General features: G+C 45.0%; 11 protein-coding genes. 4 read left to right on the top strand and 7 right to left on the bottom strand.

Annotated features, from left to right (window positions below; all coding sequences use genetic code 11):
• Positions 1 to 65: 65 nt before the first annotated feature.
• Positions 66 to 1,304: a nucleoside recognition domain-containing protein gene (locus V6M43_RS10620; protein WP_332735052.1), complete on the top strand. Its 1,239-nt coding sequence runs from the start codon at positions 66 to 68 to the stop codon at positions 1,302 to 1,304.
• A gap of 13 nt (positions 1,305 to 1,317) precedes the next feature.
• Here the strand turns inward: V6M43_RS10620 and V6M43_RS10625 are convergent, their stop codons facing one another.
• From V6M43_RS10625 to V6M43_RS10645, 5 genes are all read right to left on the bottom strand, one after another.
• The gene (locus V6M43_RS10625; RefSeq protein WP_332735053.1) at positions 1,318 to 2,067 is read right to left on the bottom strand and encodes a DeoR/GlpR family DNA-binding transcription regulator; all 750 of its coding nucleotides are present in this window, start codon (positions 2,065 to 2,067) and stop codon (positions 1,318 to 1,320) included.
• Positions 2,068 to 2,229: 162 nt separating this feature from the next.
• The gene (gene nhaA, locus V6M43_RS10630; protein ID WP_332735055.1) at positions 2,230 to 3,420 is read right to left on the bottom strand and encodes a Na+/H+ antiporter NhaA; all 1,191 of its coding nucleotides are present in this window, start codon (positions 3,418 to 3,420) and stop codon (positions 2,230 to 2,232) included.
• A 1-nt stretch (position 3,421) separates the two neighbouring features.
• Positions 3,422 to 5,050 (bottom strand): OstA-like protein, encoded by a 1,629-nt coding sequence (locus V6M43_RS10635; RefSeq protein WP_332735057.1) that lies wholly within the window; start codon positions 5,048 to 5,050, stop codon positions 3,422 to 3,424.
• A gap of 4 nt (positions 5,051 to 5,054) precedes the next feature.
• Complete coding sequence (locus tag V6M43_RS10640) at positions 5,055 to 6,056, bottom strand: MlaD family protein (protein ID WP_332735059.1); 1,002 nt, start codon at positions 6,054 to 6,056, stop codon at positions 5,055 to 5,057.
• A gap of 30 nt (positions 6,057 to 6,086) precedes the next feature.
• A complete protein-coding gene (locus V6M43_RS10645; RefSeq protein ID WP_332735061.1) occupies positions 6,087 to 7,064 on the bottom strand; it encodes an N-acetylmuramoyl-L-alanine amidase family protein in 978 nt (325 codons plus the stop codon).
• Between the two features lie 59 nt (positions 7,065 to 7,123).
• On the opposite strand from V6M43_RS10645, the gene V6M43_RS10650 reads away from it, so the two are divergent.
• A complete protein-coding gene (locus tag V6M43_RS10650) occupies positions 7,124 to 9,805 on the top strand; it encodes a putative LPS assembly protein LptD (RefSeq protein WP_332735063.1) in 2,682 nt (893 codons plus the stop codon).
• Here V6M43_RS10650 and V6M43_RS10655 read toward each other — a convergent pair.
• Together V6M43_RS10655 and ung are read right to left on the bottom strand one after the other, a co-directional pair.
• Entirely contained in the window at positions 9,793 to 10,566 is a 774-nt protein-coding gene (locus V6M43_RS10655) for a lysophospholipid acyltransferase family protein (protein WP_332735065.1), read from the bottom strand. The genes V6M43_RS10650 and V6M43_RS10655 overlap by 13 nt on opposite strands.
• Before the next feature lie 14 nt (positions 10,567 to 10,580).
• Positions 10,581 to 11,252, bottom strand: coding sequence for a uracil-DNA glycosylase (ung, locus tag V6M43_RS10660; RefSeq protein WP_332735067.1), 672 nt, complete (start codon positions 11,250 to 11,252; stop codon positions 10,581 to 10,583).
• Between the two features lie 77 nt (positions 11,253 to 11,329).
• Between ung and V6M43_RS10665 the strand changes: the two genes are divergently transcribed.
• Both V6M43_RS10665 and chrA read left to right on the top strand, forming a co-directional pair.
• Positions 11,330 to 11,914: a hypothetical protein gene (locus tag V6M43_RS10665; protein WP_332735069.1), complete on the top strand. Its 585-nt coding sequence runs from the start codon at positions 11,330 to 11,332 to the stop codon at positions 11,912 to 11,914.
• An 87-nt stretch (positions 11,915 to 12,001) separates the two neighbouring features.
• Positions 12,002 to 13,129 (top strand): chromate efflux transporter, encoded by a 1,128-nt coding sequence (gene chrA / locus V6M43_RS10670; protein ID WP_332735071.1) that lies wholly within the window; start codon positions 12,002 to 12,004, stop codon positions 13,127 to 13,129.
• Positions 13,130 to 13,240: the final 111 nt, after the last annotated feature.

The following is a 13,240-nucleotide window of genomic DNA, read 5'->3' on the forward strand; positions in this document are numbered from 1 at the left end:
CTGTTTCGGGCCGCAAAGATAGATAGATTCCTTATTTTCCCGAATCGTTTCTTCAATTCATTAATATGGCGCTGAATATTGTCTGGATAGCCTTTTTTGTGATTGCGTTTATTGTTGCCCTGGTTAAGCTCATTGCCTTCGGTGATGTGGAGATCTTCAAGAAACTGGCCGATGGCATTTTTGATTCAGCAAAATCATCTGTTATTGATGTGGCGTTTCCGCTCACGGGTACTATGGTTTTCTTCCTTGGATTATTAAATATCGCGGAGAAGGCGGGGGCGGTGAATGTGCTTGCGCGACTGCTAAACCCGCTGATGAAGCGGATCTTCCCCGAGGTTCCTGATAAGCACCCTGCCATGGGACAGATGGTGATGAATTTTTCGGCCAACCTCCTGGGGCTCGATAATGCTGCTACTCCCTTTGGCCTCAAAGCGATGGAGAGCCTGCAGACCCTTAACCCCGAAAAAGAAAGGGCTACCAATGCGCAGATCATGTTCCTGGTGCTGCATACCTCCGGACTCACATTGATACCTCTCACTATTATAGCCTACCGTATTTCTGCCGGGAGTGTTGCGCCCGCCTCCATTTTTATCCCCTGTGTGATCGGAACCCTGATGACCACCCTCGCCAGTGTTATTGTTGTGAGCATCTGGCAGAAGATCAAGTGGGACCTGGTATTGTTGGGATGGGTGCTGGCAGCACTGGCAGCCGTGGGCGTGATGCTTTTCTATGTGAACAGTCTCTCCCCCGAATCAAAAGAGGTGTTCTCCAAGATCGTGGGTAATATGCTGCTCTTTGTGATTGTCGTAAGTTTTATAATAGGAGGAGCCTGGAAAAAAGTCGCGGTTTTCGATGCTTTTATTGAAGGGGCTAAAAATGGTTTTGATGTAGTGCTGAAGATCATTCCCTACCTGGTAGGTATGCTGGTGGGTATCCGGGTATTCCGCGATTCAGGGGCCCTTGATTATGTGATCAATGCCTTTGCCTGGGCCATCTCTGCCCTTGGATTTGATACATCTTTTGTGCCGGCGCTTCCGGTGGCTATCATGAAACCTTTCAGCGGCAGTGGGGCGCGGGGATTGATGCTGGATATCTTCAAAAATCCCGAGTTGGGGCCTGATTCTTTCCCCGGACTGGCAGCCAGTATATTTCAGGGTTCGGCCGATACCACCTTTTATATAATCGCCCTTTATTTTGGAAGCGTGGGTATCAAGCGGGTTCGCTATTCAATCTGGGCTGGAATGATCGCCGATTTTATCGGGGTGATCGCGGCCATTATAATTGCCTATATATTCTTTAAATAGGCAATTTATTTCATTATAATACCTGGATATCTGCAGCCACATAAGGCTGCATGGATGGGTCAGAGGCATTGAGTTCTGTCACCAGTATATCTACATCTGCGAGGTCACAGATATGAAGCGGCTGGAAGCTGTTCATTTTTTCAGCAATGGTGAGGCAGACCAATTTCTGGGAGGCTTCGATCATAGCTCTTTTGATCATCACAACATCCCAGTCATTGTCGGTTACCCCATGCTGGAGATCAATGGCATTTACACCCAGGAAGCAAAGGTCGGCCTTGATGCGCCTGATCTGGTTGATGGCTTCGGCACCCACTGTAATGCGCGAGTTTTTGGAAACCTTATCACCTATTACCACCACATCTATGCTGGGATGCTTCATATATTCCAGCACCGTGGGGATGCTGCCGCAAATAAATGTTGCTTTTAATCCGGGTGGGAGGGCCCTGGCAAGTTCCAGGATGGTTGTGCCGCCACTGGTAAGCACAAACATGCCATCTTTTATGAGGCTCGCTGCTTTTTTGGCAATGATGGCTTTGTTTGCCTGCGAATAAACCGTGCTGGGCATGAAGTTCACCTGGCTGAAAGAGTGCGATAATGCCCCACCATGTACTTTGATTAGTTTACCCTGGTCCGAAAGCTCCTGTAAGTCGCGGCGCATGGTATCTTCCGACACACCCATTTCCTTACACAACTCGGTAGAAAGGATCTTATTATGCAGATTGATCTTATGCAGTATGATGGCCTGGCGCTCTCGTTTTAACATAAACTGTGTTGCTAATCAGAAATCAATACATATGAATAACGCATATACCGGATGAAACTTGCAAAGCGGTGCAAAGCAGTTATTAATAATGTTAGATAAATCTAATATAAACTACAGTATTTCCACCATTTCTACTGCATGATTTTGCGGGCGGCGGTTATTTTATGTCGAAGACTTTTTTATCTGCGTTGATCCGCGATAAAGTAATAACAATCCAAGAATGATTGAAACGATTGCCCCAAGGAGAATGGCCAGTTTGGCAATATTCTGTTGGTTCAGGTCACTGAAGGCCAGCATGGTAATAAAGATCGACATGGTAAAACCGATTCCGGCCAGTGCCCCCATCCCGATCAATTGGGTCCAGTTGGTTCCACCGGGCATCTCACCCAATTTAGACTGAATGGTAGCCCATGAAAATATGGTGATCCCAAGGGGTTTACCCAGAACCAGTCCGGCCAGAACCCCCCAGCTCAAAGTAGTGCCGAGTGCTGCTCCCATATTATCAGGAAGAATGATGGCGGTATTGGCCAATGCAAAAAGAGGAAGGATGATAAAATTCACCGGGTCGTGGAGATTATGTTCATAGTCGCCCAGTTTTTCAAGTGGTACCAAAAAAGCGATCAGTACGCCCGCGATTGTAGCATGGATACCACTGTTAAAGATGCAGTACCAGGTCAGTATTCCACCCAGGGCTATGATCCACCACCTGTAGTAACGGAATCTGTGGATGATCCATATAACAGCAAGTACGGCCGCCGCTACCAGCAACCAGGTCCAGTTAATATCTCCCCCATAAAATACAGCAATCACCAGGATTGCACCCAGGTCATCAATAATGGCCAATGCCATCAAAAATATCTTTAGGGTAACTGGTACACGGGCCCCAAGCAGGGAGGCCACGCCAAGGGAAAAGGCAATATCAGTTGCCATTGGAATTCCCCATCCGGCCTGGTGAGAGGTGCCGGCGTTGAGGGCAATGAATATAAATGCCGGAACCACCATTCCGCCTAATGCTGCTGCAATAGGAAGAGCAGCTTTTTTTACTGAAGAAAGCTCGCCAATTAGTAGCTCCCGCTTTATTTCCATCCCCACCAGAAAAAAGAAAAGCGCCATCAATGCATCATTGATCCAGTGCAAAATCGAATGGGGGAGATGAAGCCAGGAGGGGAAATGAAATTCCGTTTCAATGAGTTGGATATAGTTTGCACTAACAGAGCTGTTGGCCAGAACCAATGACAGGATGGTGCAGGCCAGTAGGGTAACTCCAACAGCCCGGCTGTCTTTAATAAATTCCTGGATAGGAGAGATGAGTTGTTTGCGGATAATGTTTCTTAAAGTAGGTATCACTTCCATACTATTGTTCAGTTACTGGATCTTCGAATAGCTCAAATTTAGTCTTTGGCCTTCGATTATCCCGCCACTGAAAACTTCTTAACCTCATTTCATCATGATTTACCTGCCTGAATGGTGACATCGTACCGGTTACTTCGCTGCGGAAAACAACCCGGCTCAACTCCTGCTTACTGAAGAACATATCAATGATATCAGCAGTGGCGCGGTTAACACCAACATAGGCGCTGTCTTCATCCTGCGCATAATAGATGCTCTCCGATGAACCCTTTGCCCGCATATAATCAATGGCACCATCCACAAAATATCCGTTGATGGTATTACCCCTTAACTGGTTATAATAATTTAATCCAGTTTTGTTGATCAGCATCCCGTTATCAAATACCTGGATGCGCTCTGCTTTTTTGTTACGTGTATATAACAGCATTGTATCACCTGTCACCTGGCTTCCACTGGCCCAGGCAATGGGTTCATGGAATAACCTGAACACTGAATCCACGCCTGAATAAAACATGCTGTCACATACTGCCTGCAGTGAATCTGAGAATATTCTCACCTTATGCCAGGCCTGGAAATAACGGTTACGGTTAGTTGTATCACCGGCATCAAGTACCACAGTTTGCTTCAGCGTATCCCGGAGGTAAGTATTTTCAAAGTTCGCCTTATCGGTTAGTCGACCTGTAAACAATGTATCTGCCGTAATATAAATAGAATCTTTTTCCTGCATGATGATCATCACCGGTCGCATAGTGGCCAGCATGGTATTCTTCTTGCTATTGGCCTGCAGGTCATTTGCCAGTATCGCAATACCCTGTGCCGAATCACGGAACACTGCATTACCCCTTGCGAAACTTTCACCTGTTACATCATCAAATCCCACTTCATCACCAATAACCGTTGTGCTGCCATCTTTTATAACGGGCCTGCTTCCAAATTTTGCATTCTTGTTTTTGAGATCATAATATCCTTCAGATGTAACAATATCCCTTCGCCCCGAATCAGCCCTTATATGCGTTTTGGTAACAAAGGTGGCGATCTGCGAATCGGTATTGTACAAGAGTGAATCGGTATCGAGATCATATTGCGGATCGCGCATCTTCACATTCTTTTTGAAATACACATCATTCATGTCGCCATAATAAGTGGCTTCTTCACTGGTAAGCACTGTATTGCCACTTACCACTTTACCACCCTTGGTATAGGTGCCGATCTTTGTATCTGTATTATATTCGAGCTCATTGGTAGTAAGCACACCCTTTCCGTCGGTAAGCTTTACATTTTTTTTCAGGTAGGCAACTTTCCGGTCAGAATAATAGATAAGGTACTGGCTATAAGTATGAATACTGTCGGCATCATTGATATGTACATTGCCGAAAGCTTCTACTATATTATTCTTACGGTCGATGACGGCACTATCGCAGTAAAATTTTGTATCATCCTGCTGCAGGAAAACATTGCCCGCCAGCATCTGCAATTCTGTGAGGGAATCTTTTTTTTCGTAACGGAGCCGGTCTGCTTTTTTGATCTGTACAACCTGCGTAGTATCATTGGGAGGCAGTGTTGTAATCTGGGCTGCTGCCGCAATTGGCAACAAAACCATCACGATCCACAGCAGCCTTATGGTAAAGCTCATTTTATTATGGCTTAGGTGCGTTTAAAGATACGGAATCCACTTCCAGTGGGGCTGTGAGAGGAGTGCTTTTGTCTTTCCTGCCAAATACAGAAACATTGATATAACGCTTGGGATGCATGCGGATATCATCCAGTAATATATTCATGCTTCGCGTTGTGTTCTCGAGGTTATTATACAGTTTCTTATCATTCAGCAAGAGGCCGAGTGATCCGTCTGTAGCATTTGCTTTTGCAATAACAGCATTCAATCCATTAACCGTTTTCTGCAGCTCTGCCACTGTTTCCTCCAATTCTAGATTGGACAGTTTACCGGTAGCCTTCTCTACATTGGTAAGCGTTCCGGTGATCTTATCATTATTTGCGGCCAGGTTAGAAGTGATGGTATTCACATTATCGAGCGATCGGTTCAGTGAGCTGTTCTGTGCAGTGATCATACGGTTCATTGCATTTGAAGCAGCTGATAAATTAGCAACGATCTTATGAAAATTATTCTTGGTGGCCGGATCAAAATAAGTGCCGGCAACCTGTATCAGTGAATCCAGAGATTGCAGGGTGCCATCAAGGGTTTGAATAGTGGGATTTATATTAGCCGTGATCTCATCCAGCATTCCTTTCTTGATAACAGTATTAATGGTGTCACCATCCTGAAGATACTGACCTGCATTTCCAGGCTCAATGATCATGGACGCGGTACCCATGATATCTGCACTGATATAGGTAACAGAGTTAGCAGGGATATTTACATCGCGGCTCAGGTTTATGGTCACCACAATACCATCATTGATATTTTTAGTGCGCTCTTTAATATCATAAACCCTTCCCACCTGGAGGCCATTGAGGTAAACGGCATTTGAATTGAGCAGCCCGGTTACCTTGGGGAAAACAGCGTATAGTTTATCGTTCTTGTCAAAAAGGTTTTTGCCTTTCAGAAAGTTGAAGCCAAGTACCAGAAATGCGATTGCTACAATAGCCAGGATCCCGATCTTGGTTTCATTAGAAATTTTCATGCGAATAGCGTTAAGTTCAAAGGTATACAATTATTGGGCCTTGGTAGTAGCTGAAGTGGCTCTTGGTGTTTCAAGCTCCTGCTTATACCTTCTGAATGCAGTCAGGATATTCTGAACTACTTCCTGCTGGCCTTCTTCGCTCACAAGATACTCCTCCTCTTCCTTATTGGAGATGAATCCTGTTTCTACCAGTATGCTGGGCATGCCGGTAGCCTGCAGAACCCAGATACCTTTGTGGTTTCTTTGTTTAACGCCAAAGCTCTTCCTGCCTTGTTTGGCAAACTCTTCTTCAACAAGTTGCGCCAGCAGGGCAGAGTTGCGGAAGAAATACTTCGTGTATAGCTGCGCCCTGATCCTGGCTTCAGGCGAATTCAGGTCGAGAATATTATTGGGGTCATCAACCGGCTCATCTTCACCGCCTTCCTGGCTGTCTTTGATAAATTCACTCTTCGCTTCACTGCGATCTGCTGCCCATATATAGGTTTCCGTTCCTATACGGGTATTCTTAACATAGTAAGATTCATAGATGGGCTGCTTAATTGTTTTCTTTCTTCTGCGCTTACCCGTACCCGTATAAACAACCCTGTTCTTATATCCTACGATCTTTTTTGCATACCATCCACCGGCTTTTTGTCCGGCGGCATTAAGGTGAATGCTGATAAAGAGATCGCCTTTCGCTTCATTGGCCATCTCTGCCCTAACGCGGTTTGCAACGTTTGGATCGGTTACTCCCCTGGGTAGTTTATCATCTGTTCTGGTATAAATAAATTTGGTATCAGGGAACTCCTTTTCCAATTCTTTACCAAGCTTCAGCGCAATGGAAAGTGCTACTTCCGCTTCGGTTGAAATAAGTCCCCTTGCACCCGGATCACGTCCTCCATGGCCGGCATCAATGATCACCGTGCGCAGCGCATTTCTTGTGCTCGTCTGTGCCTGCATGCTTTGTGAAAAGATTAGCAGAGCTGCCGCAGCAACAGATAATAAGAGATTTGTCTTGATCCTTTTCATCATAAGATATTCTTTGATTAATGGGTACCGAATCCCTATTTTTGCCCCCATTCAATAATATGAATAACGGCGGCAAATTTAGTTTAAAATACAGTTCGATCGGGCTTTTTACGCTGCTACTTTGCACTTTAACGCTCCATTCCTCCGCGAATTATTTTGATTCGCAGAAATTTTACGATAATATTCTGCAAGCCAGGCCAGATACGATTCCTGTAAAGCGTGATACCACGCCCGTTAACAAGACGGATTCTTCCCTTAAAACTATTCAGCAGGTCGATACATTAAATGTTAAAATTTCGAAAGACTCTCTTGATGGCCCCGTTTCCTATTCTGCATCCGATTCAATGGTGCTTGATGTGCCTACAAAAAAGATAACACTTTATAACAGCGCCACCACCAAATACAAAGACCTTGATCTTACTGCATATAAGATTGAACTCGACCAGGAAGCGCAGATTGTAGTTGCTACATATTCCAAAGATTCTCTCGGTGCTATGGTGGGAAAGCCCCATTTTATCCAGGGTGAAAGTAATATGGATGCCGACTCCATCACCTATAATTTCAAGACCCAGAAAGGCATCACCAAAAGCACTTTCACCCAGCAGGGTGAAATGTTTGTTTATGGCGAAAGAATTAAGAAAGTTAATGTTTCCGACTTCTATGCCCTGCGTGGTCGTTTCACCACCTGTAACCTCGATACACCCCATTTCGCATTCCGCACCAAGAAGCTCAAACTGGTAAACCAGAAGCTCGCTGTTAGTGGTCCCATCCATCCAGAATTTGAAGGGGTACCTGTCCCGGTTTATATTCCCTTTGGATTTTTTCCGCTCTCGCAGGGAAGGCATTCCGGTATAATCGCTCCCCAGTTCACCGCCAACCAGCAATTTGGGGTGGGACTCGAACAGTTCGGTTATTACAAAGTATTGAACGATTATTTTGATATAATGTTTCGTGGTGATGTGTATTCATATGGAGGATGGCGTGCCGCGCTGAGTCCAACCTACCGGAAACGCTATCGCTACTCAGGTCGGATGAACCTCTCATTTCAGAATACCCGTATCCTGAGCAATGATGCCAAGAAAGAATTTGATGTTAACAGGAGTTTCAACTTCCAGTGGAGCCATGCAGTAGATGCCAAGGCAAGACCCGGAACCAATTTCCAGGCAAGTGTAAATGCCGGCTCTACCCAGTATAACCAGTTCTCATCTGTTAACCCCACCATCAATTTTCAGAACCAGCTCTATTCAACTATTTCCTATAGTAAGAACTGGGATAATAAATATATCCTTAACCTGAACGCCGGTCATAACCAGAACAGCCGTACACGCGAAGTGCAGGTAAGATTGCCGGATGGATCATTTACCATCAATAACTTTTATCCCTTCCAGCCTAAAGAATTTGTGGGTGAGTCGAAGTGGTACCAGAAACTTGGACTTGGCCTTAACTCACAGTTCCGGAACCAGGTATCTTTTTATGACAGCGCTTTTTCATTCACCCAACTCATTGATACCTTACAGTGGGGCGCCCAGCACAATGTTCCCATCACCCTGGCACTGCCTTCACTGGGGCCTATCAATATAGCACCGGGAATGAGTTATACCGAGCGTTGGTATGCGCAGGAATTTACCCGGAGCTGGAACAATGTTACTGAGCGTGTGGATACTTCTATCAGCAAAGGATTTTATTCAGCACGCGATATTGCTTTCAGTCTCTCACTCAATACTGCACTCTTCGGAACCTTCGACCGCTTTGGTAAGAACAGTAAGGTGAGGGCTATCAGACATGTGGTGAGGCCATCGGTAAGCGCGAGCTACAAGCCCGATCTGAATGGTAAGGATTATTATTATACACAGGTAGATACATCAGGTAGGGTGCTTCCTTTCAGTAAATATGCGGGGAGTTTGTATGGACCATTTGGACAGGGTGAATTCGGGGGATTAAGTTTCACCTTCGATAACAACCTCGAAATGAAAACCCGTTCTAAAAAGGATACAACTGAAGGTGGCATCCGTAAGGTTAGGTTGCTGGAAGGATTTGGTTTTTCCGGGAGCTTTAACTTCCTTGCTGATTCATTCCGTTTATCGCCGCTGAGTATCTATGCGAGGAGTACATTGTTTGAAAAGGTTAATATCACTGCCTCTGCCAGCATGGACCCCTATAAAATCGATCAGCGTGGATACCGCATTAATGAATATGCATGGTCGGGGGGAGGAAAGTCATTGGGAAGACTTACCTCTGGTAATATTGCCATCTCCACTTCTTTCACCAGCAAGAAGGCAGAGGAAGCCAAGCAGGTGCAGGATGAGCTCGCCAGTGCAGAAATGCCGATCACCCTTGAGGAGCAACAGGCACAGTTAAATTATATCAGAAATAATCCCGCAGAATTTGCTGATTTCAATATACCATGGTCGGTAAACCTTTCCTATTCACTCAGCTTCAGCAGAACGGTGAAAAGAGATTATTCGGGATTTGAAACACAGGTGAACTCCAGTGTGAATGTAAGTGGTGATTTTAATCTCACTCCCAAATGGAAAATGGGTGCCAATACTTTTTATGATTTCAAGAACGCCTCCATCCAGCAGCTAACGATGTTCCTTAGCCGCGAATTACATTGCTGGCAACTTGGTATAAATATTACGCCGGTGGGATTGTACCGTTCCTTTAACATCACCATCAATCCGAAGTCGGGTATCCTCCGTGATCTCAAGATCAACAGAACCCGTTACTTCTACACGCAATAATTCCCACTTCCATCCCTCCATCTCTCCATCCCTCCATAATGCTCCCACATCACCCTAAACGCCTTATCCCTCAACGTCTCCACCGTATCCGATTCCCCAACTTCAATGGGTTTAAGGAAATCAATTCTTAATGGGTGGGGCAGGAGGTAGAATGATTTATCATGCGGCATTACTTTCTTTGTGTTGAATATTACACCCGGTATAATAGCTTTCCTTGTATCTATTGCCAGGCGGAAAGCACCGTCGTGGAAGGCTTTCAATGGTTCATTGGATTTATTCCGGGTGCCTTCGGGGTAGATGCACATATGCAGGCCCATCTCCAGCACCTTGCGCATTTTCATATAACTTTCCTTCCGGCTTTTATCATTCTTACGATCTACCAGTACACTTCCCATTTTATAGATGATGCCAAAGATGGGCGTTTTTGCCAACTCGGCTTTGGCAATGGTTTTGTTACCACCTGGAATGGCAGGCGATGACACGGGCACATCCATCAGCGCATTGTGGTTGCACACCACGATATAGTTTTGTCCAGGTGCGAAATTTTCCTTTCCCCTAACTGTAAGCGGACATAAGATCAATCGCAGGTAAACGGCCATCCATATGCGCGAATAGAGGATGAAACGGTGGGTGCGTTTTGGTTCCTCCAGCGGCATACAGAAAATTGCAACGGGGATAAGAAAAATGATCATAGTGATCATGAAAATGATGATGGCCCAAACTGCCCATAGCCTGCCGAAGATCTCTTTTACCCATTTCATAGCGCGAAAGTAAATCACAATGACCAATCTATTGGGTCAATACCATTCCTGACCAGGTATTCATTGGTACGAGAAAAATGTTTGCATCCAAAAAATCCCGCATGTGCACTCAGTGGTGAAGGGTGGGCTGCCTTCAGAACCAGGTGTTTTGTTTCATCAATCAAAACCTGTTTCTCCTGCGCAAACTTTCCCCATAATAAAAATACTACATGCTCTTTCTGGTCGCTGATATGCCTGATAACCGCATTGGTGAAATCCATCCACCCGATCTTCTGGTGACTCGCTGGCTCATTGGCCCTCACCGTTAGTACGGCATTGAGTAAGAGCACGCCCCTTTCTGCCCATTTTTCGAGATTTCCATGTTTGGGAATGGGGAGTCCAAGATCAGCGGCAAGTTCCTTATAAATATTTTGCAGGGAGGGTGGGGGAGCAATTCCATCGGGAACAGAAAAACTGAGTCCATGGGCTTGTCCGGGATTATGATAGGGATCCTGCCCTAATATCACAACCTTAACCATCTCAAAAGGCGTTTTATCAAAGGCGTTGAATATTTGGGAACCGGGCGGATAGATATGTTTGCCTCCCATCTTTTCCATTTTGAGATGGGTAACTACCTGCTGGAAATATGTTTTAGGGAATTCGGATTTCAATGCTTCCTTCCATCCGGGCTCCATTTTAACGTCCATTAAATTTGTTTTAATCGTTCAATAACACCTCTTTAAAGTAGAAATGAATGTATCTTTTGAGCCTAAATTTATTGAACATGATTGAGAACCTGTTAAACCTTGTTAAGCAGTATGCGGGCGATGCTATTATTAACAACCCCGATATACCGAATGAGCGCAACGAAGAGGCCGTTCAGGAAACAGCTGCGTCCATTGAAAATGGCCTTCAGGGCGTTCTTGCCCAGGGCGGTGTGAAAGACCTCCTTAGTATGTTCACCGGCCGTACCGGGGTGACCAATGATAACCCGGTGGTGCAGAATATTTCAGGCGGACTGATGGAAACCATGATGCAGAAGTTTGGGCTCGACCGGGGAAAGGCGGGTGGAATAGTAGGTAGCCTTTTGCCAGTTATACTCGGACAGTTGGTGAACCGCACAAAGGACCCTAATGATAATGGATTCAATATCCAGGATATCTTCAACGGACTGAGTGGTGGAAAAACAGCAGGTACGGACATATCGGGACTGGCGGGCAGGATGATGCAGGGTGGGCTCGATAAGGATGGTGATGGAGATGTTGACCTGCAAGACCTTATGGGGATGTTTTCAGGTGGTGGTAACAATGCCAGTACAAGGCAAAGCAACAATCCACTCGATGCATTGAAAGGAATGTTTGGACAGTAATTTTGACAGCAGATAAATATAACGGCCCGGGTCACACGACCGGGCCGTTTTTTTATTCTTCTTATCTTGCATCAACGTTTTTCATCAATGGATAAAACCAATAAACCAGGGGAGATAATGCGGCTTTTTCTGAAGCTGGGCTTCATCGCTTTTGGCGGTCCGGCGGCCCATATTGCACTCTTGCAGCAGGAAGTAGTGCAAAAAAGAAAATGGATGGAGCAGTCGCATTTCCTTGACCTTGTTGGTGCAACAAACCTGATTCCCGGACCAAACTCAACCGAGATGGTTATGCATTGTGGCTATGAACGTGGGGGGCGGACCGGAATGATTGTGGCGGGCATCTCGTTTATATTACCGGCAGTTACCATTACGGCCATACTGTCATGGTTATACGCCAGCTATGGACAGCTGCCAGCATTGGAACCATTTCTATATGGGATAAAACCAGCGGTGTTGGCCATCATTTTCAGCGCGGCATATTCGCTGGGAAAAACTGCTTTAAAGAATAAGGAATTGGCTGTACTGGGGCTGATTGTGTTGGCTGCCTGTATAGCCGGATTGAATGAGATCATTGCCTTGTTTGGGGCCGGGATTATCGGTCTCTTATTATATGCTTTAAGAAGACCTGCAGGAATTAATTCCTTTTTTCCTTTTTTCTTTTTACAGGTAATGCAACCTGTAATGAATATTGATAATACAAAGATCTTTCTCTCCTTTCTGAAAATAGGTGCTATCCTCTATGGAAGTGGTTATGTATTGTTTGGATTCATTGATGCTGAAATGGTTTCGAAAGGATGGCTTAGTAAACAGGTACTCATTGATGCTATTGCAGCGGGACAATTTACACCGGGTCCTGTACTTTCCACTGCTACTTTTATTGGGTGGCAGTTAAATGGTTGGCAGGGAGCTATCCTGGCAACCATCGGAATATTTCTGCCTTCGTTTTTATTTGTTGCATTGCTGAATCCACTGGTACCTAAGATCCGGAAATCCGGATGGATAAGCGCTTTCCTGGATGCGGTAAATATTGCTTCCGTAGCAATAATATTTGCTGTCGGAATTGAAATGTCAGTGGAAACACTTACGAGTTTACGAATGATCATAATAGCTATAATCTCCACGGTCATTTTATTAAAATTTCCAAAGCTCAATAGTGCTTATATCATTGCTGGTAGCGCATTGCTGGGGTATATAATCCACATTCTTAATATATAAAATCAAGCCTTTTAAACACGACTAAATATTGTGGAAAACTAAATCTGAAAATTAATCTTATCGAGGACAATTAAAAGGAATTGGAATCCGTTTTGTTAAGCAGAACCGTTA

The sequence above is a fragment of the Flavihumibacter sp. genome, from assembly GCF_036676075.1.
In the GTDB taxonomy this organism is placed as follows: domain Bacteria; phylum Bacteroidota; class Bacteroidia; order Chitinophagales; family Chitinophagaceae; genus Flavihumibacter.